Below are 24,977 nucleotides of genomic sequence, written 5' to 3'. Positions count from 1 at the left end.
AATAAAGCACAACCAGCAAATATCAAAATTAAAGATATTTTACCTGCGGGCTTTAAATTTGTTAATGGTTCATCACGAGTTAACGGTAAGAAAGTGATGGATCCGAAAGGTGGCAGAACGGTGACGTATGACAAGGTAAGTTTATCGGGTAATGGTGAAATGGTCATTAGCTATATGTTAGTGGTGGGTTCAGGTGTAACTCAAGGTGAGTATACGAACACAGCAATGGCATTAAATTCCTTAACAGGTAAGGTGGTGTCAAATATAGCTCAAGCAACAGTGACAGTGACGTCAGACCCATTATTTGATAATGCATTAATTTTTGGTAAAGTGTTTGTGGACAAAAATGGTAATGGAGTGCAAGACGAAGGTGAGGAAGGACTTGGTGGCGTGAAATTAATCACGGTGCGAGGAGAGATTATCACAACTGATGCACATGGGCGTTACCATTTAGTCGATGTATCGGGTGGACGTTGGGAACGTGGTGGTAACTTTGTTATCAAACTCGATCCGCGAAGCTTACCGAAGGAATACCGTGTTAGTGGTCGTAATCCTAAGGTAGTAAGGGTATCACCAGGATTACCAAGTAAAGTTGATTTCATGGTTTTTAAAGAAGAGTAGCCCATAGTAATATGGGGTTATTCGAATAAATGTGGATATGGATATCTACATTTGAAGCAGTGTTAAAGTTAAATATAATTGTTTATATCCTTTTGTTTTCACTCTTTTCCTGTTGTTTCGGAAAAGAGTGAGATATTTTTTATTAAAACTTATTCTGCATTAATTTTTATTCCGCATATGAAGGTATCCTTTACACAAACATAATCGTTTACTAACAAATAATGATGAAAAATGGAGAATAAATTTTAAATAAAAACATATGGTTGATATTAGTTCGATTTTTTTAATTAAAAAATGGTGATTTGATGTGAATTTGGAGTATACTATGCGCCTCATAAAACCCTAGTTTTTTTGAGGATGTTAGTTTGAGTATCGATAAACTTGTGGATTCTTATTCCCCCGCACAAATGACACAAATTGCTGAGGAAATTGGCAATTACAAAGTAAATAAACACCCATGTAGCACAGTTTTATCTGCAATAATGGCCGGTGTGTTTATCTCTATTGCTTTTGTATTTTATATTACTGTAACTACAGGTACAGCGACTGTTGCTTTTGGTTTAGCAAAATTAGTCGGTGGTATTTGTTTCTCATTAGGACTTATGCTAGTTGTTTGTTGTGGTGCTGATCTTTTTACTTCAACTGTTTTAACTATTTTGCCTAAAATGACTCATAAAGTTAGTTGGATGAAAATGATTCGTAATTGGGTTTTAGTCTATATTGGTAATTTTATTGGTGCTATACTGTTTGTTGTAATAATTTGGCTTTCTGGTCAATATATGGTTGCCAATGGATTGTGGGGATTGAACGTCTTACAAACCGCTGATCATAAATTACACCATAGTTTTATTGAAGCAGTTTTTCTTGGTTTACTAGCTAATTTAATGGTTTGTTTAGCAGCTTGGATGAGTTATGCAGGTCGTAGCCTAATTGATAAAATGTTAATTATGGTTTTACCAGTTGCAATGTTTGTTGCTAGTGGCTTTGAGCATAGTATTGCAAATATGTTTATGATCCCAATGGGAATTATGATTAATCATTTTGCTTCTCCTGAGTTTTGGCAATTAATTGGTGTTGCACCAGAAGCATTTAAAGATTTAACAGTTGAGCATTTTGTTCTAAATAATTTAATTCCCGTGACAATTGGGAATATTTTAGGTGGTTTAGCAGTGGCGCTACCTTATTGGTTTTTATATTTACGTAAACCACATTGATTTTGTAATATTTACCCTTATGTAAAAGGGTAATAAATATTTTTGTAAACCTGAGGTGAAAATTATGAGTAATTTAAACGAAGTACAAGCAGTTGCTTGGAAAGGATTTAAAGATGGTGATTGGCAAAATAATGTTAATGTCCGCGATTTTATTCAAAAGAACTACACGCCATATGAAGGTGATGAGTCTTTCTTAGCGGGAGCAACTGAAGCAACTACTAAGTTATGGGATAAAGTAATGGAAGGCATTAAAGTTGAAAATGCTACCCATGCTCCTGTGGATTTTGATACAAGTGTTATTTCTACAATTACCGCTCATGATGCAGGTTATATAGAAAAAGATTTAGAAAAAATTGTTGGTTTACAAACTGAAAAACCACTAAAACGCGCAATTATCCCGTTTGGTGGTATCAAAATGATCGAGAATTCTTGTAAAGCTTATAATAGAACACTTGATCCTTTAGTTAAAAAAATCTTCACGGAATATCGTAAAACTCATAACCAAGGTGTTTTTGATATTTATACTCCAGATATTCTTCGTTGTCGTAAATCAGGAGTTATCACTGGTCTTCCTGATGCTTATGGTCGTGGTCGTATTATTGGTGACTACCGTCGTGTTGCTCTTTATGGTATTGACTACTTAATGCAAGATAAATTTGCACAATTCAATTCATTACAAGCTGATTTTGAAAATGGCGTTGATTTAGCAATGACTATGCAACGTCGTGAGGAAATTGCAGAACAGCATCGAGCACTTGGTCAAATTAAAGAAATGGCTGCTAAATATGGCTACGATATTTCAGGACCAGCTAAAACTGCACAAGAAGCTGTCCAATGGACTTACTTTGGTTATTTAGCTGCGGTTAAATCACAAAATGGTGCTGCAATGTCATTAGGTCGTACGTCGACTTTCTTTGATATTTACTTCCAACGTGATCTTGAAGCTGGCTTAATTACAGAAAAGGATGCTCAAGAAATTGTTGACCATTTTGTAATGAAATTACGTATGGTTCGTTTCTTACGTACGCCAGAATACGATGAGTTATTCTCTGGTGATCCAATTTGGGCAACTGAATCTATCGCTGGTATGGGTGTTGATGGTCGTACATTAGTTACTAAGACTTCTTTCCGTTTCTTAAATACGTTATATACAATGGGACCATCGCCTGAACCGAATATGACAATCCTTTGGTCTGAGCACTTACCAAGTGGATTTAAAGAATTTGCATCAAAAGTATCTATCGATACTTCATCATTACAATATGAAAATGATGATTTAATGCGTCCTGACTTTAATAATGATGACTATGCTATTGCATGTTGTGTAAGCCCAATGATTGTTGGTAAACAAATGCAATTCTTTGGTGCACGTGCAAACCTTGCTAAAACTCTACTATACGCAATCAACGGCGGTGTGGATGAAAAATTAAAAATGCAAGTTGGTCCTAAAGAGACTCCAATCACTGATGAATATTTAGATTTTGATACAGTGTTTGCTCGTTTAGACCACTTTATGGATTGGTTAGCAAAACAATATGTAACAGCATTAAATGCAATTCACTATATGCATGATAAATATAGCTATGAAGCTTCATTAATGGCACTTCATGATCGTGATGTTATTCGCACTATGGCATGTGGTATTGCTGGTCTTTCTGTTGCAGCTGACTCATTGTCTGCTATTAAATATGCCAAAGTTAAAACTATTCGTGATGAAGATGGTTTAGCAACTGATTTTGAAATCGAAGGTGAATATCCACAATTCGGTAATAATGATCCACGAGTTGATGATATTGCTGTTGATCTTGTTGAACGTTTCATGAAGAAAATTCAGAAACTTAAAACTTATCGTAATGCAATTCCAACTCAATCAGTATTAACCATTACTTCCAACGTTGTATATGGTAAGAAAACTGGTAATACTCCTGATGGTCGTCGTGCTGGTGCGCCATTTGGACCTGGTGCTAATCCAATGCATGGGCGTGATCAAAAAGGTGCGGTAGCTTCATTAACATCCGTTGCTAAATTACCATTTGCTTATGCTAAAGATGGTATTTCATATACTTTCTCTATCGTTCCAAATGCATTGGGTAAAGATGATGATGCACGTAAACGTAATTTAGCAGGTTTAATGGATGGTTATTTTCATCACGAAGCGACAGTAGAAGGCGGTCAACACTTGAATGTTAACGTATTAAATCGTGAAACATTATTAGATGCAATGGAGCATCCTGAAAAATATCCACAATTGACAATTCGTGTTTCTGGATATGCAGTACGCTTCAACTCGTTAACTAAAGAACAACAGAAAGACGTAATTTCACGTACTTTTACACAATCTATGTAATTTAGTTATCTTAATAATTGAATTGAAATAGCGCCTTTAAGGGCGCTATTTTTTTACTATTTTTGTTGGCATTTGATCAAATTTAATTGAATATTATTCTGATTTGTTCGGTATAATTAACTATATAAAAATTATAGCTGATTAGCATAATCGGTATATGTAATGCATCATCTAAGTTAAAATAAGCTTAAAAGCAATGTGGCAATAACATAGAGAAAAACATTTATGGCACAAAATATTATTATGACAACAAAAGAACCTATTAAAGGTCGTATCCATTCTTTTGAATCTTTTGGTACAGTTGATGGACCAGGTATCAGATTCATTGTTTTTTTTCAAGGTTGTCTAATGCGTTGTTTGTATTGTCATAACCGGGATACTTGGGATTTGAAAGCAGGGCGAGAAGTCACCGTTGATGAGTTGATGAAAGAAATTATTTCTTACAAGAGTTTTATTATGCCAAATGGTGGTGGAGTTACCGCTTCAGGTGGAGAGGCAACTTTGCAATCCGAATTTATTATTGAGTGGTTCGAAGCTTGCCAACAAGAAGGCATTAGCACTTGCTTAGATACCAATGGATATGCAAGGCAATTAGATAATACAATGGACAAGCTGATGGATGTTACTGATTTGGTTATGCTTGACTTAAAACAAGTCAATGATGAAATACATCAAAAATTAGTTGGTGTGCCAAATAAACGAGTTCTTGAATTTGCTAAATACCTGCAAAAAATTAATAAACGAACTTGGATACGTTATGTTGTTGTTCCTGGATGGACTGATGATGATAATTCAGCACATCTGCTTGGTAAATTTATTAAGGGGATGGATAATATTGAGCGTGTAGAATTACTTGCTTATCATAAACTAGGTGCATATAAATGGGATACGATTGGTGATAAATATAAGTTGGAAGGCGTTGAGGCTCCACCAAGAGAAACCCTTGATAGGATCCAAGGTATTTTAGAAAGCTATGGTCATTATGTTACATTTAGTAAATAGTAGATAGGTTGTTTTATAAGAGGCACATTCAATTGTGCCTCTTTAAGTATCTATTGTAATCTTTTTCGTTTTATTGCTCGTATAACAAAAATCCCACCTTCAAAAGCTAGAACGCAAACAGATAACCAAATAAATCCATATGACACAATATGCTCTGATGAAACTTTTTCATGCAAAAATAATATTGAAATAACGGTTAGCAATACTGGCTCTACATATCCCAATAAACCAAATAATCCCATGGGCAGTAAGCGACTTGCAACAAAATAGATTGCAAAAGCAATCGCCGTGATGATCCCCAAGGTTGGTATATAAATCGGGAAATGAGCAAGATCATTGGTTATCTTGTCTAAATGATAATTTAAGGCACAATATATAAGACATCCTAGGAAGATAAAGAAAAAGTCAGAAAATGTGCCCACAATGCCATCTATTCGCAATTTGCGCCTTGTTATAAAGTAGATCGGATATCCCAAAGCAATAACAGCGGTTTCCCATGAGAAAGCACCAGTGATGTAAATTTCAATAGCAACGCCTAAAACTGCAAGTGCAACAGCTATTTTTTGTAAGAAGCTGAGTTTTTCTTTATAAAAGATTTGCCCAGAAATCACCATTGCTAGTGGTAATAAAAAATAACCTAGCGATGCCGATAATCCATGTCCGTTAAGTGGTGCCCAAATAAAAATCATCATCTGTATTGTGAGCAAAACAGAAGAAAATAATAACCCTAATAAAAAAAGTGGTTGTTGTTTTATTCGTCTAAAAAGTGCAGTTATAACTGACCACTGTTTTCCAACAATGATTAATATAACTATTGCAGGAAATGAAGTTAGTAATCGCCAACAAAAAATATCAACAACAGATAAGGAGTGTAACAAAACTGGGTAGTAATAAAGTAACCCAAATAGACATGATGCCAGTATTGAAAGCGCTACACCTTTTATCATTTTTTTCACCTTTATTAATAAAAAAATAGCGCTAATAGATAGCGCTATTCTCTAAGATAATGTGAGTTATTTAATAAACTCAACACCATTCATATAAGGTACTAAAACAGATGGAATTTTAATTGAACCATCTGCTTGCTGATAGTTTTCCATAATAGCAACAAGTGTACGTCCAACAGCTAGACCAGAACCATTTAGTGTATGTACTAAATATGTTTTATTATCAGCTTTATTTCGATAACGAGCTTGCATGCGGCGAGCTTGGAAATCCCACATGTTTGAGCAAGAAGAAATTTCTCGGTAAGTATTTTGAGCTGGTACCCATACTTCAAGATCATAGGTTTTACAAGAACCAAAACCCATATCGCCGGTGCATAACACAATTTTTCGATATGGTAATTCAAGTAATTGTAATACTTTTTCTGCGTGAGCAGTTAACTCTTCTAATGCCTTCATCGATTCTTCAGGCTTAACAATTTGAACTAATTCTACTTTATCAAATTGATGCATACGAATTAAGCCACGAGTGTCTTTACCATAAGAGCCAGCCTCAGAGCGGAAGCAAGGAGTATGTGCTGTCATTTTTAATGGTAATACACTTTCATCAAGGATTTCATCGCGCACAAGATTAGTTACAGGTACTTCGGCAGTTGGAATTAATGCATAATTGCTGCTTTCAGTTTCTTCATCAAGCGGTTTAGTATGAAATAAGTCACCTGCAAACTTTGGCAATTGTCCTGTTCCAAAAAGTGTCGCTTGATTGACTAAATACGGTACATAAATTTCGGCATAACCATGCTGTTCTGTGTGTAAATCTAACATGAATTGAGTAATAGCACGATGTAAGCGTGCTATTTGTGATTTCATAACCACAAAACGTGCACCAGTGAGTTTTACCCCTGCTGCAAAGTCAAGATCACCAAAGCGTTCTCCTAATGCAACATGATCTTGAATTGGGAAATCAAATTTTCTTGGTGTGCCAAAGCGAGAAATTTCAACATTATCATTTTCATCTTTTCCATCAGGAACAGAGTCATCAGGAATATTTGGGATAGTGGAAGCGATATCTTTAATTTTGCTTAGTAGGATATCAAGCTCTGCTTTAGCACTATTGAGTTTTTCACCAAGTTTATTGACTTCTTCACGAACAGCTGTAATATCTTCGCCTCGTGCTTTTGCTTCGCCAATTGCTTTTGAACGAGCATTACGTTCGGCTTGTAAGTTCTCGGTTTCAACTTGTAATACTTTGCGTTTTTCTTCTAAGTGACGAATCGTATTAATATCTAATTTAAAGCCTCGTCGTGCTAATTTGTTAGCAACGAGATCTAATTCATTTCGGAGTAAATTCGGGTCCAACATAAAAAAAGTCCATTGTCATCTATTAGAGGATATCTTTCTACTTTAGTTGTTATTCTAATATAGCTAGTAGAACATTTAAATCAAAAAAGCAGATTGATAATAAATATTAATATTTGTTGGTGTAGTATACTAGATTTATATCGGGATTCAACCGAAATGGCGCACCCGAAGGGATTCGAACCCCTGACCGCTCGGTTCGAAGCCGAGTGCTCTATCCAGCTGAGCTACGGATGCGTGTAAGTTCGTAAAAAAATGGTGCATCCGAAGGGATTCGAACCCCTGACCGCCCGGTTCGTAGCCGGGTACTCTATCCAGCTGAGCTACGGATGCATTTTGAATTTCTTAAAATGGTGCATCCGAAGGGATTCGAACCCCTGACCGCCCGGTTCGTAGCCGGGTACTCTATCCAGCTGAGCTACGGATGCATATTTTAATTTTTAAAAATGGCGGTGAGAGAGGGATTCGAACCCTCGATGCAGCTTTTGACCGCATACTCCCTTAGCAGGGGAGCGCCTTCAGCCTCTCGGCCATCTCACCAAAAACAACTACGACTTCAATTGAACAACAAAATCATAATGTGTGGCGCACATATTACGTTTTACAAAAAATAAGTCAAACATTTTTTTGTTTCCACGTTCTAGTTGTTTATTTCATGCCCAATATTACTCATCAGACTCAGAATTTTCATCAATTTTGTTTTGCTGAGCTTGATGAATTCTGTTATATATTTCTTCTCTATGAATAGAAACTTCTTTAGGTGCATTGATACCAATTCTTACTTGGTTGCCTTTTACGCCTAAAATTGTAATAACAATATCGTCACCAATAATTAGTGTCTCACCTACTCTCCTAGTTAATATTAACATTAGATCTCCTACTCTCAGTTATTAATATATCCAAATTATTATAAAAGTAGCTTCGTTAGCCACCACCGATAAGAACAAAGATGGATTTTACAGGTTACTCATTTGCTTTTCAAAAACTTGCAAGTTTACTAACCTGCTTGTAATTTTTTACTGATTTCCTGTTTCACAGAAGATAACGCTCCTGGTAATGCCAAAATATCCATTCCACCTGCTTGGGCGAAGTCAGGCCGCCCACCGCCTTTACCACCTAGTTTTAATGCCAATTCAGATACTAATTCGCCAGCTTTAACAATTGTTATTAGATCATTTGTTACACCAGCGGCTAAATTGATTTTGCCATTATTGATAGCAGCTAAAATAATTACTCCAGTTTTCAATTGATTTTTAAGATCATCAACCATTGTACGTAATGCTTTCGCTTCGACATTTTCAAGTTTAGCAATTAGTAAATTTTTATTATTAATTTTTTCACATTGATTGAGTAGTTGAGCACTTTCCTGGCTGGCTTTTTGTGCTTTCAATTGCTCAATTGTTTTTTCTAATACCTTAGTTTGATAAATCAATTGTTCAACCCGCGTTAATACTGTCGATTTATCGCTTTTAACCAGTTGTTCAATCTGATTTAACAAATTGGATTCATGGTGTATGTACTCGATTGCATTTTGCCCTGTTGTGGCTTCAATACGGCGCACACCAGAAGCAATGCTCGATTCAGAAGTAATTTTAAACAACCCAATATCACCTGTTCGATTTACGTGTGTTCCACCACAAAGTTCTATTGAGAAATCACCCATTGTTAAAACCCTAACAATGTTTTCATACTTCTCTCCAAATAGCGCCATGGCACCTTTGTTTTTTGCATCATCTATTGGCATAAATTCGATGTCAACCTGCAAATTATGTCGAATCTGCTGATTCACAAGGTTCTCAATTTCATTAATTTGTTCTGGCGTAATGGCTTGGTTATGTGAAAAGTCAAAACGCAGATAATTTTCATTAACAAGTGATCCTTTTTGGTGGACATGATTGCCTAAAATTCTTTGTAAAGCAGCTTGTAATAAATGTGTAGCTGAATGATTACGACGGATACGCTCACGTAACTCAATATCAATTGCTGCTGTGACATTATCACCAACTTTTAAAGATCCTTTGATAACATGGCCCAAATGACCAATACTCTTACCGTATTTTTGGCTATCTAAAACGCTAAATTCTAGATTCGCAGAAGTTAATAAACCTTTATCACCAATTTGACCACCTGATTCACCATAGAAAGGTGTTTTATCTAAGATGACAATAGCATCATCACCGGCATTAATGCATTCAACTTTTTGACCATTTTTAAAAATGGCAATCACTTTGCCTAATGATTCTGTATCTTGATAACCTAAAAATTCTGTTTTATCATCAAGTTTTATAACATTACTATAATCGACACTAAATGAGCTTGATTCACGCGCTCTTTTTCGCTGTTCTTCCATACATTGATTAAATCCAGATTCATCAATAGTAATATTTTTTTCGCGACATACGTCGGCGGTTAAATCTAATGGAAAACCATAAGTGTCGTATAGCTTGAATGCAACATCGCCTGGTAATATGGTTCCTGTTATTTTTACTAATTCTTGATCAAGTAAAAATAGGCCACGTTCTAACGTCTTTAAAAATTGTTCTTCTTCAATTTTTAATGTATCTTCGACAATTTTACGATTTTGGTTAAGCTCCGTTGCGGCAATGTCCATTACATCAATTAATGGTTTAACCAGTTTATAAAAGAAAATTCCTTTAGCGCCTAGCATATGACCATGGCGCACTGCACGTCGAATAATACGTCGCAATACGTAACCACGACCTTCATTAGATGGTAAAACACCATCAGATATTAAAAATGCACAAGAACGTATATGGTCTGCAATAACACGTAACGATTTACTTTCAAGATCGCCTGTTTCTATAATCTTCGCTGCTTCTTGGATCAATTTTTTGAACAGATCAATTTCATAGTTAGAATTGACATGCTGTAATACAGCTGCAATGCGCTCAAGTCCCATACCTGTATCTACAGACGGTTTAGGAAGAGGTTCCATAATACCATTAGAATTACGGTTGAATTGCATAAAGACAATGTTCCAAATTTCGATAAATCGATCACCATCTTCCTCAGCACTTCCTGGGGGACCTCCCCAAATATGATCACCATGGTCATAAAAAATTTCTGTACAAGGTCCACAAGGTCCTGTATCACCCATTTGCCAAAAATTATCAGAAGCATAGGGTGCTCCTTTATTATCACCTATACGAATGATGCGTTCTTTAGGTATACCAATTTCATTTTCCCAAATTGAAAATGCTTCATCATCAGTTTCATAAACAGTAACTGTTAATTTTTCTTTAGGAATATTAAACCATTTTTCACTGGTCAGTAATTCCCAAGCAAAATAGATAGCATCGCGTTTAAAATAGTCACCGAAACTAAAATTACCCAACATTTCAAAAAATGTATGGTGTCGAGCTGTATAACCTACATTATCAAGATCATTATGCTTACCGCCTGCCCGTACGCAGCGTTGTGATGTAGTCGCTCTGGTATAAGAACGCTTATCAATACCAAGAAATATATCTTTAAACTGGTTCATCCCAGCGTTAGTAAATAATAACGTTGGATCATTATGTGGAACAAGGGAACTACTAGCGACAACTTCGTGTCCTTTGCTTTGGAAAAAGTCAAGAAAATTTTGACGAATTTCTGCAGTACTTTTCATTTATGCTTCCATATAAAACGATAGGTTTTTAAACATAGTATATACCCGTTTACAACTAAAGTTGAAATACAAATATTCTATATATCTGCAGTGAATCTAGCTTATATTACAAGTAAATAAGGAAAAATAAATGACCTAGCGAGCTTTATTCGTAATGGGTATTGTCTTAATTTTGTTGCAAAGTATTTTAGATATTTTATAAGTTCAAGTCAACAAACTGTGCACATTTTTTATATCATCTTGTGTATAGCCTCTTGTTAATAAAAATTGTATGCTTTTTTGCCACAGCTGTTTATTCTTTGGATCAATTTTTTTAAATTTCTTAACTAATTGCTTATAAGCAATATTTGACCATTCTATATTCGACTTATTTAGAAGGTCATAGCTGAGATCTTTTTGTAAACCTCGTTGTTTTAATTCAAGTGCAATTTTATATTTTCCATAACCTTTATTTGCTCGCATAGTAATATACTTTTGAATATATTGACTATCATTTATCCAGTTTTGGCTAACACAGTATTCAATAACATCGTTGATTTCTGTGTTAAGTTGATTTAAATGTACTTGATAATCATCGTCATTTGAATGAGCGATTTTGTTGGTAAAATATAATATTATTTTTTTTGTTAATTCATACGATGAATGATCGCGCTGTGCAAGTAATTGCACAGCTTTATTTAAGATTAACTTATTGAGTTTTTTAGTCATTATTCAAAGCTTTTATCCTCTGATGAAATGATCTCATCTTCAGCAGAAAAAATAGCAGGATTATTTAGTAGTAATTCACGTAATTTTATTTCAAGCTCGTTAGCAATCTCAGGATGTTCTTGCAAAAACTTAATTGCATTAGCTTTACCTTGACCTACTTTTTCACCGTTGTAGCTATACCATGCTCCAGCTTTATCTACTAATTTATTTTTCACTCCTAAATCGATCAACTCTCCATATTTAGAAATACCACAGCCGTAAAGAATCTGGAATTCTGCTTGTCTAAATGGTGCTGCAACTTTATTTTTAACTACTTTAACTCGAGTATCACTACCAATAACATCTTCTCCTTCTTTTACTGCACCAGTACGGCGAATATCTAAACGAACAGATGCATAGAATTTAAGTGCATTACCACCTGTGGTTGTTTCTGGATTTCCAAACATGACACCAATCTTCATACGAATTTGGTTGATAAAGACGACTAAGCAATTGGCATTTTTGATATTTGCGGTTAGTTTTCGTAACGCTTGTGACATTAAACGTGCTTGTAACCCCATATGAGAGTCACCCATTTCTCCTTCAATTTCTGCTTTAGGTGTTAATGCAGCCACTGAGTCTACAATAATAACATCAACAGCACCTGAACGAACCAAGGCGTCACAAATTTCAAGAGCTTGCTCTCCTGTATCAGGTTGAGAAACTAATAAGTCGTCAACTTGAACACCTAATTTAGCCGCATAAATTGGATCGAGTGCATGTTCAGCATCAATAAATGCACAAGTTTTACCTTCTTTTTGAGCTTGTGCTATGACTGATAAGGTAAGTGTTGTTTTACCGGATGATTCTGGTCCAAATATTTCGACAATTCGACCCATTGGTAAACCACCGATACCTAATGCAATATCAAGTCCTAATGAACCGGTAGAAACAGCATCAACGTCTAAAGTTTGAGTATCACCCAAACGCATGATTGAACCTTTACCAAATTGTTTTTCGATTTGACTTAGTGCTGCTGAAAGTGCGCGTTGTTTGTTTTCATTCATATAATAAAATTCCAATGTATAAGGATATGGTTCTACATTATACTGTATTGTTATACAGTATCAAGTTTTTTTATTTTAAATAAATACCAAATTAGCTAAGCAAATAATTAAGAATACTTATAATAATGCATATTAATAATTATGTTTGAATTTAAAAAATGGTGTTGAAATCGTTATATTCAAGTATGAAGGTGAATAATTATTAATCTTTTTAATTCATTATTAAAATGTTCAAAAAAGGCAGAGGTAAATTGTTATATAGTCTAAATAATATTTTGATTAGAGATTATTTTTTTGTTTAAATTTAGTAAAATTTTTATTAAATCAAATTCTATAGTTTAATTCTGTTGGTTATTTTCTAAAAAATATCATTGGTTCTTATGACAAACAAATTTCCATTTTATAGTAAGCGTATTAATAGAGTTTTACACGTAAGTATTTTAGCAAAAATGTTTAAAGAATCGAACTTAAATGCTATGCTAATCTTAACTATCTTTACATATTAATGTAAGGTTCAAATAAAGGAAAATAATGATACTTGATAAACAACATTACGATTATGTTTTGTGCTCCCACTGCGATTTAGTTGTAGAAGTTTCGGGCGTTATTTTAGAACATAAAGCTGTTTGTCCTCGTTGTAATACGACATTAGCTAAAAATGAGGCTAATATGAAGTTTAAAGCAATTATATATGCCATTTGTTCATTAACAATGATTATAATCGCTTGTAATTTTGTTTTTATTGACATTAGGCTTGTTGGAAATTTTAATGGCGTGAGTATTTTAGATATTCCTGATATCTTATTTTTTGATAAATATAGCTATATTTCAGCGCTTTTTATTCTTTTTGTATTACTTTTTCCTATTGTTAATTTATCAATTATTGCTTTGCTATGTTCTAAAATAAAATTATCTAAGTACCGTAAAAGAGATCTTCTTATTGTTTATAAAAAGCTCCAATACTGGTGTATGCCTGAAATTTTTCTTACTGGTATTTTAGTCAGTTTTGTTAAATTAATGAGTTATGGCGATATCGGGATAACTAGTACTTTTTGGGCATTTTGTTTGTTTGTATTTTTTTATATAAAATCGATAGTTATTTTTTCACCGGAAGCAATTTGGCAAGAAGTTCATCGCAATAATTTTACAGATGGTGTGTTAAAAACTGGTAAAACGGGAATTAGCCAGAATTTAAAACTTTGCGGATGTTGTCAAGCTATTTTACCTGTTTATTATGTAAAATGTCCTAGGTGTAAGCAAAAAAGTAAAATTAGGAATCGTAATAAAATACAATGGACAATTGCTTTATTGGCAACTTCATTGATTATTTATATTCCTTCTAATTTATATGGGATTATGGTTACCGTTGTCTTTGGTTCATCATCAAGTTCAACGATTATGGATGGGGTGATTTATATGTGGCAAGTTGGTGATATACCTGTGGCACTGGTTATATTTACTGCTAGTGTAATAATTCCGATTTTAAAAATCATTTCATTAAGTTGGCTTTGCTATTTTGCTTTGACTGTAAAATGGAAAAATAAAAGTAACTGTCTAAAAATGAAAAAGTTATATAGTGTAGTCGAATTTATTGGCAAGTGGTCAATGATTGATATATTTGTGGTTTCTGTGATTTGTTCTTTAATTAGAAATCAGCAAATGATGGGAGTTTATCCTGATATTGGCGTGACATTTTTTGCAACAGTAGTCATTATTACTATGATTGCATCTCAAAAATTTGATCCTCGATTAATATGGGATCGTAGACCAATTAGAAATTAATGTTATAGGAATAATATGACAAATTCACATAAATTCGCAAGAATAATTAAAATAAGAGCTATTTCAGCAATCTGGATTATTCCGATTGTGACTGCAATTGTTGGGCTTTGGATAATTTATTCCCATTTTGCTGATAGAGGCACTTCATTTATCTTACTTGCTAAAGATGCAAATGGTATTATCGCAGGAAAAACGGTCATTAAAAATCGAAGTGTTGATGTCGGTATTGTCGATGAAGTCACATTATCAAAAGATTATAAACAAGTGGTAATTAAAGGCCGTATTTATAATGATATGGAACCATTATTGAAAAATGATTCTATTTTCTGGGTGGTAAAACCTGAAATTGGTCGAGATGGAGTGACAGGATTAGGTACTATTTTATCTGGGGTCTATATTGAGTTAGCAGCAGGAAACGATACACATAATTTTAAAAATATCCCTTTCATTCTATCGGATAACCCACCATTGTCAGATCCAAGTATAAAAGGGATTCGGCTGAATTTAGAAAGCGATCAAACTGGTGTGATCCCAAGAGGTGCATCTGTTATGTTTCGTGGGTATAGGGTAGGTAACGTTGAGACTTCAGTATTTGATGTGGATGCGCGTAAAATGAAATACCAAATTTTTATAACTCAACCTTACGATGCATTAGTGACACAAAATGTTCGCTTTTGGAAAGAAGGTGGCGTAAATTTAACTTTATCTTCAGCTGGTGCAAGATTAAATGTCCCTTCTTTAGATGTTTTAATGTCAGGTGGTATTAGTTTTGATTTGCCAGATGGCTCTAAGTTAGGTGCGCCAGCAAAACAGTATGCCATATATACATTATATGATGATAAGAAATCGATACAAGAATCACAGTATACGGATTATAAAGAGTTTCTTATTATGCTTTCAGACTCAATATCTGGATTAAATGTAGGTGCCCCTGTTGAATATCATGGTATAAGGCTAGGTACAGTAAGTAAAGTGCCATTTTATACAGATGAAATGTTAAAAGAATCATCAATATTAAATCAAAAAGTTCCTGTATTAATTAAAATTGAACCTGAACGGCTAACAGAATTGGTTGATGAAAAAATCGATATTTCAACATTGATAATGAAAGAACAAGAAAAAGGTTTAAGAGCTTCATTAAAAACATCAAATTTGTTCACAGGAGCTCTTTATATTGATCTCGATTTTTACCCTGATTTAAAAGATCAATATAATGTAAAAACATCAAGGCAGTTTGGTTATGATACTATTGATACAACATCAGCAGGTATCGCTCAGATACAATCAAAAATATTACAAGTGTTGGACAATTTCAATAATTTACCATTAAATAAAACAATGAATCAACTTAATCGATCTTTGGCTTCAACTGAGCACTTGATGAACTCATTAAATCAGATTATGTCTAGTAAAGAGATGCAAAATATACCAAAAGATATGCAAAAAACATTACGATCATTAAGTGATACTTTACGAGAGTTGCAACCTGGATCAGATATGAATAATCAAATAAAAGAAAATCTACAAAAATTACAACAAATGATGGATGAACTTACTCCATTACTTAATACACTTAATGATAAGAGTAATGCACTTATATTTTCAGCACCAACTAAACAAGATGAACAACCAAAAGCAAAAGGTAGAAAATAATGAATAAAATTATGAGAAGATTTTTGGTGATAGTAACTGTTACATCATTAATAACTTTAGTGGGTTGTTCTTCAGGAGGAGTAGATAAAAGCTATTTTCAATTAACTAGTGATGTGAATAAGCAACCTTCTAACACACTAAAAACAGCTAATCGTTTTATTTGGATTGAATCAGTTAATGTTGCTAGCTTTTTGAATAAACCAGGTATTGTTTTACAAACTGAAAATATTAAGTATGTTACTGCAACACAAAATTTATGGGCATCTTCATTATCACAACAGCTAAGTGGGCGTCTGGAGCAAGATTTGACAGTATTTTTGCCTAATTACCTAATTTCAAGTAAATCAATCACTACGCCCACGTTAACAGTTAAATTATTTATTGATGGTTTTCATGGAAGTTATACTGGTGATGCGGTTATAAAAGGGCGCTGGGTAGTCATAGATAGTCATAATAATATTTGGGCTAAATCATTTGAACATTATATTCCTTTAACCAATAACGGTTATGATGCTTTAGTCAAAGCGTTATCAAAAGGTTGGCAGGATGAAGAATTAGATTTTGCAAATTTAATAAAGCACTAATAAAAAATATTAATAAAACAAAATTTTTCAGTCATAATCAATACGGAGGTTTTAATATTAATTATTAAATTATGTTAATTGATTTTTAAATTGATTAAATACATTATCATCGATAGTTACCCATTTGCGAATACTGTTTATAAAAGCGATTTTTTCAGCGAATAAAAGCTCATCTTTTAAAACGGTTTTTTCTACCAGCAATTGATGTTTTTCCAAATAAAATTGTCGCATTGTGCCTACGAGTAAACCGGATGATGTTTTAGGTGTCACCCATTGATTATTAATTAGTAATGCGATATTACCATTGACAAATTCAGTTATTTCATCGTGTTGATTGAAATTAATAAATTCTTTGCCAACAGTTAACTTAGGAAAATGGTGACGGTTAGATGTCTTATGATATAAATAAACATTATTATTATCAACACAATGTGGTGCTAAGGCAATCTTATTAATACTAATAGGTTTATTTATAAGGTCACTGTCGATACTAAATTGTCCGTTTTTTTTAAGTAACACCCTAATTTTATAACTGTTTTTAGATAAGGAGTTGGTTAAATTTATAAGTGTTAGTTTGATTACATTAATATCACACTTAAAATCAAAATAGTAAGTAGATTCTGCGAGTCTTGCTAAATGTTCATCTAGTAAAAACAGTTCTCCTTCTTCAAGTAATACTGATTCAATTATATTTTCTGGTATTGAAGCTATACGATTTAATATTGCTAATTTTGCCAAAATTTCATTGTATTCATCTTGGGCTGTTGAATCCCATGTAATTCCGCCACCAACACCATAATGCATTTGTTGATTATGAATGGTTAGTGTTCGAATTGGGATATTAAATATCGCTTTTTTCATATATGGTTCAATATAACCAATGGTTCCGCAGTAAACTCCTCTTGGTGAATTTTCAATTTGTGTAATAATTTTCATTGTGCTTGTTTTTGGGGCTCCAGTTATTGAACCACAAGGGAATAAAGCTTGAAAAATTTGATATAAACTTGTGTTTTCTTTCAATTTACCTTGAATTGTCGAAGTTAATTGCCAAACGGTAGGATATTTTTCAATAGAAAATAAATTAGGCACTTCAACAGAGCCAGGGAGTGAAATTTTGCTTAAATCATTACGCAATAAATCAACAATCATCATATTTTCGGCTTGGTTTTTCTCAGATAATAAGTGGACTAATTGTTGCTCATCTTGTTGATTATTCATACCACGGGCAGTTGTGCCTTTCATTGGTTTTGTTATTATAGTTTTATTATTTAATTTAAAAAATAGCTCTGGTGAAATGGATAAGATATGGAAATCCTCAAATTCAAGGTATGCACAATAATGTGCTTGATTATTTTTTTGTAAAAAATGGTAGTAATCAAGCGGGGTTGCATTAAAGGCTGTACTGAATTGAATCGTATAATTAGTTTGGTAGGTGTTACCCAACTCTATTTGTGAACGAATGAAGTCAATTTTTTTATGATATTCTTCAATTGATGTATCACATTTTAAATCAAATTTAAAAGGATCATAATCGTTTATTATTGTTGATTCAGTAATTGAAAAATTTTGGTATATACCAAATAAAAGTAATGGTAGCCCATTATTGGTTGAATTATGAATAAATTTAGTTCTGTTTGATTTATTGAACCCCATTGCACATTCATAGGTAAGATAGCCCACCGCATAATAACCTTGCTGAGTAAACTTTTCTATCTCATCTAATTGTTGTTTTACAGTTGTATAATCATCTGCTTTTAAAATTTTTATTGGATCACAAAAGCATTTATGCTGACCTTCAAAATCAATATAGATTTTCATATTAATAGCACTTATGAACAAAGTTATACATCATTTGCAATCCTGATTCGGTTTTTATGGCTTCTGGGTGAAATTGAACTGATTCAATTGGTAGTGTTTTATGACGTAGACCCATGATTAGTCCTTGTTTGTTACGTGCAGTGACGATTAGTGGTGAATTTTTTTGCAAAAGCTTATTGTAAGCAATTAAAGAGTGATAACGTACTACAGAAAGAGGGTTTTTAAGTCCTAAAAATAAGCCTTGCCTATCATGAGTGATTTCATCGATTTTGCCATGCATGGGAGAGGGGGCTTTAGTTATCGAATAGCCAAAATGTTGTGCGATAGCTTGGTGCCCTAAGCAAATTCCAAGAATAGGACAACAGTGAGCAAACGTTTCAACCACTGAAAGTGATATACCAGCATCATTGGGTGTTCCAGGACCAGGTGAAATAACAATTTTAGAAAAAGTTAACTTTTTTAACTGTTCAATCGTCATTTCATTATTTTTGATAACAGCAACCTTAACACCTGCTCGACAAAGATAATCGTAAATATTAAACGTAAAGGAGTCATAGTTATCAATTAATAAGATCAAAATATTTGCCTACTATTTACTTAAATTTTTTATTGCTGTATTGCCAATTAATAGATCTTATTACATTTCTATCTGATTAGAAAATTTTTTAATTCTTTAATATTTTTATAAAGTTAAATAGATAATAAAATTAATATAAACTTAACCGAGAATATAAAAATAATAGCAAATGCCTTAGAAAAAATGAAGTTATATATGAGGTAGATGATAGAAGAAATACCAAATAGTAATGCCGAGTATTTATTAGGGAAACGTTAATCCGTTGGACAATAGGTATAAAAGGCTACCGACCTGTTGATTATTACTACATGTTTGCAGATATTCCTTTGCATGATTAATAAATTGGATACTACTGTGTGTGGAAAATTAAGTAAACCATTATTAAATGAATAGTGTGATAAAAATAAAAAATTATAAATAAAACCTTTGACCAAATATTATTTTAATGATTATCATATCAAGGTTGGATTATCTAAATCGTGTTAAATTTCTTTACTATTAATTACAAAAATTAAAAGTATAAGAAGCTCATTGAATGAGCGAGTTGTAGTAAATGACATATATGAGTTTTTGATATTTTTAGATGTATTGACATAGTAGATTTCAGTGAGAAATTATGATACGCACAATAAAAGATAACTATGTTATTAATTATATTTAATAACATATTAATAATTAAATTTTTTATTAAATAGTGATTTGGAAATAATTGAATTTTTAAAACTGAATTCATCACACTTAAAATATAGTTTTCTTAATAGTTTAGATAGATTTTCAATAAGTGAATGGCAAGATTGCTTTAATTGAGAGTAATAACTTGTAGTAAAACATTAAAAATTGTGACTAGTTTTATCTAGCTATAAATGAATTATATAGTGTAGATGTTATTTTTTATGTAGTAGGGAACTAATATTGCGTATTTGGTAAGCTTGTAATATTAGTTGTTATCTTTGTTGTTTAATTGTGGATATATATTAACTATAAGTTTTTTTTAAAAATAAAAGTGAATATGCTCTTATTTTAGAAAATTTAGGTGAAAAGAAATAAAAGGTGAAATAAATTATGAACAAAAGTTTTTATCGAATCGTTTTTAATAAAGCGCGTGGATTATTTATAGTTGTATCGGAAATTGCTAAATCACATCAAGTAATTGCAAGCAATAGTTGTAAAGCAAAAACTAATAATATCAAAGAAGACATGACTAAAAGAGCAAAATTATGCGCTTTAAAACCATTGATTTTTCTGTCTTATGCTACATTAGGGATGATCAGTATAGTTGAATCAAGTTATGCTAACAATATTGTTGTCGATTCATATGCAAATCAATATCAACAACCTCATATTCGACAACTGAATAATGGTACCACAATTATCAATATTGCAGCACCAAATAATCGAGGTGTATCGCACAATAAATATACTCAATTTGATGTGTCAAAACACGGAGTAATTCTTAATAACTCTGTTAATAGTTCAAAGACTCAGTTGGCTGGATTAACTGTTGGTAATCCATTATTAAAAAATAGTGCCAAAGTTATTTTAAATGAAGTTAACTCGCGGAATATTAGTAAATTAAATGGGGCTATCGAAGTAGCTGGTCAAAAAGCACAAGTAATTATAGCTAATCCAGCAGGTATAACCTGCGATGGATGTAGCTTTATAAATGCCGAGCGAGCGACGTTAACCACAGGTAAACCCATATTACAGGATGGAAATTTAAAAGGTTATCAAGTTGATCGTGGGCATATTGAAATTACAGGTAATGGTCTAAAAAATACTGGACAAGATTATACAGATATTATAGCGCGTAGTGTAACTATTAACGCTGATTTGTGGGCAAATAAAGAAATAACTGTTGTAACAGGCAGAGGTTATGTAAATGCTGAACTTAATAATATCGAGAAACACGGATTTAATAATCTAGATCAACCAGAGTTTGGTATTGATGTTTCAGCTTTAGGTGGTATGTATGCAGGTAAAATAAAAATGATTGGTACTGAAGATGGAGTAGGAGTGCGTAATAATGGTCGATTAGGAGCAAGTGCTGGTTCAATTTTGATTTCTGCTGACGGTAAAATAATTAATTCAGGCAATATCAATGCAGTACAAGATGTGGAGTTAATTAGTAATAAAGGTATTGAAAACCATGGTAATGCAATAAGCAAAAAAAATATTACTTTTACGAGTAAAGAAGAAATTAAAAACCTAGGTAGTGTTGTTGCTCAAGAAAATCTTGATTTAAAAGCAGGAAGCTGGATAGGAAATCAAGGTAAATTGACTGCAATAAAAACTATTACAACTGATAGTAAAGATTTTACAAATAGTCATAATGGTGAAATCTCAGCAAAAAATATTGCTATTAATAGTGATGTAGGAAAAAATTATGGCGTTATCAAAGCAAATGGCGAAGTTAAAATTACTGCGTCAGAGACCGAAAATAACGGTAACTTATCAGCAGAAAAAATAACCATTTCAAGTGGCAAAATTAAAAATGATTGGTATGGCGTTATTGACTCAATTGATATTAATTTGATAGGAAAAGCTATTGAGAATTATGGTGAGATTAATGCTAGCTCTAAATTAGAGATCCATACAAATGATTTAAGTAACTTTAGTAAGTTATTCTCAAAATTTAATATCGCTGTATATGGTCAAAATATTATTAACCAACAAAAAGGAACGATTTATTCTGAAGACTTTATGACTTTTAATACAGAAAAATTATTCAACGATGGAAATATACATGGTGAAATAATAAAAGTTTCTGATGCTGAAGAGTTTGTTAATGGTAGTCATGGTGAAATTTTAGGCCGACAATTATATATTGATTCTAATAAAGTCAAAAATGAAAACATTCTTAAAGTATCTCAGATTTTGCGTATGACTGGTAATTACTTACTAAACGATTGGTTTGGTAAAATAGAAGCTAATCTTGTTAACTTATTAACTAATAAATTTGAAAATTACGGATTAGTCAGCGGTGTTGATGAAGTACATTTAGACAATAAAGAGCAATATAATTTAGGCGAAATATTGGCAAGAAATAATTTATTAATAAAAGGTAATAACTTTAAAAATGACTGGAACGGCAAATTAAAGGCTAATAACATTAGGTTAACTCAATACGATATGGGGGGGGATTTTAATTTAACAAATTATGGTACATTTAATGCAATTAATAAACTAACTATTGACCTTCAAGATATCAATAATCATGGACAATTATTAGCTAATAGAGATGTTACGATTAAAAGTAATAATTTCAAGAATGATTGGAATGGTGTAATAAAAGCTGATTATATTTCTATAGTAGGTGGAAAATTTGATAATCATAAAGAAGTCAGTGCTGTAAAAGAGCTAAATATCAATGCTTATGATGTGTATAACCAAGGCACATTATCCTCAAATAATTCGTTAGGAATAAGTAGTAATCGATTTAAAAATGATTGGAAAGGTGATGTTATTGGGCAATACATTGATATTATTGGTGGAGTGTTCCAAAACTATAAAAGTATATCTGCTACAAATGATCTAAATATAAATGCTGATAATATATATAATAATGGAGAAATTTTGGCTAACAATAATATAATTGTAACAAGCGATAAATTTAAAAACGATTGGGAAGGAAATATAAAATCGGAAAATATCAATATTAATGCGACAGAGTTTATTAATTATGGCTATATAAATATGGGTAATATGATAAATATTAGTGCAAAGGATATATATAATGAAGGAAAATTACTATCAGATATGCATATCCGTTTAAAAGCTGATAATTTTAAAAATGATTGGCATGGTCTAGTCAATTCGATCTATATTCAATCTAATGTTAAAAATATAATTAATTATGGCTCAATTATAGGTATAGTTAATGAAGAAAACATGTTATAACCAACCCCAATTATTACGTTTATAAATTCTGTTATTTATAAGTAGCATTGAGATTCTAGTTTACCGATCATTTTTATGATCAGGTAAGTTAGAATCTATAACTTTTTGTACAGAAAGATAATTTATTTTAAAAATAGCTTGTTACAATCATTTAAAAGAATATTGAAGGAATAATTAAATATGTTCGTAAATAACCTAAAACGCCATAATTCTCTATTATCCATTTTCCATTTTTAAGTACTAAAGTCGAAGTTGCTGCACTGCTTACATTTGGTATGGAATTTCGTTGTCAGTTACTTTACTTACCATGGCAACATGTCCATAGTTATTTTGAATAATTTATGATTAACACACTGATAATAATAGATTTTTATAAATTCAACATGTTGATGTTTTTGGCCTAAGTTATAACCGTTCTTAGTAATATTTCTTCCAATTACATTATAGATGTTACCGTTATAATAGGCTTTCCACCATTAAATTCATCAATAACTCTGCCAATTTCTTTGTTTAATCAATTTTAGTATTGGCAAAAGAATATGAATCAAAGGTATAGTAGCTTAATATTGAAAATAGCTAAATAAAGAGCAGGCTTTTTCTATATTTTAATAACATTTTTATTTCTATCGTTTTAATTATTTATTCGTGTTTATTTTATTGAGAAATAAATTTAGTTCATAATTAAAAATTTAGTAATAGTAAAGTTATTAATGAGTTTAAAATTAAACTAGAAATTTAGTATTTATTTTTTATATAAATTATTTACCATGGTAAGAAATTATATTTCGTATTTAGAATCTAAATTAGTATTTTATCATTAAAATAAATATGTTCGAATTATAATAAAATAAGGTTACAAAATGATTAAGAAAGTTAAAATAAATGTTGTCGGTCGTATGTAAGGTGTAGGGTTTCGTTTTTTACTTATCAGTAAACCCAAAAACTAAGTTTAGTTGGTTATGTTTGAAATTTATCTAATGGAGATGTTGAGATTATTGCTCAAAATGATAGCTGACAAATAAACAAATTAATAAAATGGGGATCCTGCTTCTTCGTTCATCTCACATGTTAATAATTTTGATTTATTGCCAAAAAACGATTTAACATTATTTTAATGTTCGATATTAATTTAATAAAAAATAAAGTAGAATAATCGAAGTTTTTATTTTATTAAAATAATAATTTTCCCTAATTTCAATTAACTTTAATTGCGTGATTAACTTATGTTATGAATAAAAAAAATTTAATCTATATTTTACTTCTTATCATAATTATTGGTGCCTATTATAATTATCAAAAAAATGATGATGTAACTACACAACCAACAGCAATTTTACCTAATACGCCGATCTATCAAAGTGATGATATGATTACAAAAGTTTATGATATATCAGGCGAAATTCTTTATGAAATTGAATCTGCCCATGTTTGGTATTTTGATGATACGGAAAATACAGAGTTTGATTTACCTAATTTAACACTTTATGATAAAGATCATGTAGCAACATGGCATATCCGTGCTAAAAAAGCAACGTTAACTAACGATAAACTCATTTACCTTTATCAAGATGTTCAATTGGATAATTTGATTCCCGATGCACAATTACATCAAGTAATTACCGATAATGCGGTAGTTGATTTAACAACACAGCATGTGACATCAAAAGATCCAGTTATACTTAAGGGAGCCGGATTTTATTCAACAGGAATTGGATTAAATGGAGATTTACAAGCCAAAACAGCCGATATTCTAGAAAATATAAAAACATACTATAATACTGAGGTAAAGTAAAA

17 protein-coding genes and 4 tRNA genes are annotated in these 24,977 nt (G+C 32.0%); 9 read left to right on the top strand and 12 right to left on the bottom strand.

What is annotated here, in order from left to right; translation table 11 throughout:
• The 4 genes from A9G34_RS02755 to pflA form a co-directional block, all read left to right on the top strand.
• Nucleotides 1-621, top strand: a 621-nt coding sequence (locus A9G34_RS02755) for an SdrD B-like domain-containing protein (protein ID WP_304363945.1), incomplete at its 5' end; no start/stop codon positions are given.
• Nucleotides 622-986: 365 nt separating this feature from the next.
• Nucleotides 987-1,835: a formate transporter FocA gene (focA, locus tag A9G34_RS02750; RefSeq protein ID WP_034943596.1), complete on the top strand. Its 849-nt coding sequence runs from the start codon at nucleotides 987-989 to the stop codon at nucleotides 1,833-1,835.
• 64 nt (nucleotides 1,836-1,899) lie between these two features.
• A complete protein-coding gene (gene pflB, locus A9G34_RS02745) occupies nucleotides 1,900-4,182 on the top strand; it encodes a formate C-acetyltransferase (protein WP_034943595.1) in 2,283 nt (760 codons plus the stop codon).
• Between the two features lie 225 nt (nucleotides 4,183-4,407).
• Complete coding sequence (gene pflA, locus A9G34_RS02740; RefSeq protein WP_141670316.1) at nucleotides 4,408-5,184, top strand: pyruvate formate lyase 1-activating protein; 777 nt, start codon at nucleotides 4,408-4,410, stop codon at nucleotides 5,182-5,184.
• A 50-nt stretch (nucleotides 5,185-5,234) separates the two neighbouring features.
• Here pflA and rarD read toward each other — a convergent pair whose 3' ends face one another.
• From rarD to recA, 10 genes are all read right to left on the bottom strand, one after another.
• Nucleotides 5,235-6,131 (bottom strand): EamA family transporter RarD, encoded by an 897-nt coding sequence (gene rarD, locus A9G34_RS02735; RefSeq protein ID WP_065568798.1) that lies wholly within the window; start codon nucleotides 6,129-6,131, stop codon nucleotides 5,235-5,237.
• 66 nt (nucleotides 6,132-6,197) lie between these two features.
• Entirely contained in the window at nucleotides 6,198-7,490 is a 1,293-nt protein-coding gene (serS, locus tag A9G34_RS02730) for a serine--tRNA ligase (RefSeq protein ID WP_034943591.1), read from the bottom strand.
• A gap of 157 nt (nucleotides 7,491-7,647) precedes the next feature.
• Nucleotides 7,648-7,724 (bottom strand) — tRNA-Arg (locus A9G34_RS02725).
• Between the two features lie 19 nt (nucleotides 7,725-7,743).
• Nucleotides 7,744-7,820: transfer RNA gene (locus A9G34_RS02720), tRNA-Arg, on the bottom strand.
• Between the two features lie 18 nt (nucleotides 7,821-7,838).
• A tRNA-Arg gene (locus A9G34_RS02715) sits at nucleotides 7,839-7,915 on the bottom strand.
• Nucleotides 7,916-7,934: 19 nt separating this feature from the next.
• Nucleotides 7,935-8,027, bottom strand: a tRNA-Ser gene (locus tag A9G34_RS02710).
• 125 nt (nucleotides 8,028-8,152) lie between these two features.
• Nucleotides 8,153-8,356: a carbon storage regulator CsrA gene (csrA, locus tag A9G34_RS02705; RefSeq protein ID WP_065568797.1), complete on the bottom strand. Its 204-nt coding sequence runs from the start codon at nucleotides 8,354-8,356 to the stop codon at nucleotides 8,153-8,155.
• A 128-nt stretch (nucleotides 8,357-8,484) separates the two neighbouring features.
• Nucleotides 8,485-11,118 (bottom strand): alanine--tRNA ligase, encoded by a 2,634-nt coding sequence (gene alaS / locus A9G34_RS02700; protein WP_065568796.1) that lies wholly within the window; start codon nucleotides 11,116-11,118, stop codon nucleotides 8,485-8,487.
• Nucleotides 11,119-11,322: 204 nt separating this feature from the next.
• Complete coding sequence (locus A9G34_RS02695; RefSeq protein ID WP_034943585.1) at nucleotides 11,323-11,826, bottom strand: regulatory protein RecX; 504 nt, start codon at nucleotides 11,824-11,826, stop codon at nucleotides 11,323-11,325.
• Entirely contained in the window at nucleotides 11,826-12,872 is a 1,047-nt protein-coding gene (gene recA, locus A9G34_RS02690; protein WP_065568795.1) for a recombinase RecA, read from the bottom strand. Before recA ends, A9G34_RS02695 begins: the two co-directional genes overlap by 1 nt.
• 531 nt (nucleotides 12,873-13,403) lie before the next feature.
• On the opposite strand from recA, the gene A9G34_RS02685 reads away from it, so the two are divergent.
• From A9G34_RS02685 to A9G34_RS02675, 3 genes are read left to right on the top strand one after another with little or no spacing between them, the layout of a single operon-like run.
• Entirely contained in the window at nucleotides 13,404-14,654 is a 1,251-nt protein-coding gene (locus tag A9G34_RS02685; RefSeq protein ID WP_034943581.1) for a PqiA/YebS family transporter subunit, read from the top strand.
• Between the two features lie 15 nt (nucleotides 14,655-14,669).
• Nucleotides 14,670-16,307: an intermembrane transport protein PqiB gene (pqiB, locus tag A9G34_RS02680; RefSeq protein WP_034943579.1), complete on the top strand. Its 1,638-nt coding sequence runs from the start codon at nucleotides 14,670-14,672 to the stop codon at nucleotides 16,305-16,307.
• The gene (locus A9G34_RS02675) at nucleotides 16,307-16,891 is read left to right on the top strand and encodes a PqiC family protein (protein WP_034943577.1); all 585 of its coding nucleotides are present in this window, start codon (nucleotides 16,307-16,309) and stop codon (nucleotides 16,889-16,891) included. The genes pqiB and A9G34_RS02675 overlap by 1 nt, the downstream gene beginning before the upstream one ends.
• Nucleotides 16,892-16,960: 69 nt before the next feature.
• On the opposite strand, the gene pabB is transcribed toward A9G34_RS02675, so the two are convergent.
• Together pabB and A9G34_RS02665 are read right to left on the bottom strand one after the other, a co-directional pair.
• A complete protein-coding gene (gene pabB / locus A9G34_RS02670; protein ID WP_065568794.1) occupies nucleotides 16,961-18,709 on the bottom strand; it encodes an aminodeoxychorismate synthase component I in 1,749 nt (582 codons plus the stop codon).
• A gap of 1 nt (nucleotide 18,710) precedes the next feature.
• Nucleotides 18,711-19,286, bottom strand: a complete 576-nt coding sequence (locus A9G34_RS02665; RefSeq protein ID WP_065568793.1) for an anthranilate synthase component II — start codon at nucleotides 19,284-19,286, stop codon at nucleotides 18,711-18,713.
• A 1,062-nt stretch (nucleotides 19,287-20,348) separates the two neighbouring features.
• On the opposite strand from A9G34_RS02665, the gene A9G34_RS02660 reads away from it, so the two are divergent.
• Both A9G34_RS02660 and lptC read left to right on the top strand, forming a co-directional pair.
• Entirely contained in the window at nucleotides 20,349-23,183 is a 2,835-nt protein-coding gene (locus A9G34_RS02660) for a two-partner secretion domain-containing protein (RefSeq protein ID WP_065568792.1), read from the top strand.
• Between the two features lie 1,228 nt (nucleotides 23,184-24,411).
• On the top strand, nucleotides 24,412-24,975 hold the full coding sequence (gene lptC / locus A9G34_RS02655) for an LPS export ABC transporter periplasmic protein LptC (RefSeq protein WP_065568791.1): 564 nt from the start codon (nucleotides 24,412-24,414) through the stop codon (nucleotides 24,973-24,975).
• Nucleotides 24,976-24,977: the final 2 nt, after the last annotated feature.

It is taken from the genome of Gilliamella sp. Choc4-2 (assembly GCF_001690355.1).
In the GTDB taxonomy this organism is placed as follows: Bacteria; Pseudomonadota; Gammaproteobacteria; order Enterobacterales; family Orbaceae; genus Gilliamella; species Gilliamella apicola_A.
The sequence above is the reverse complement of the archived record's forward strand: the minus strand, read 5'-3'. Positions and strand labels throughout refer to the sequence as shown.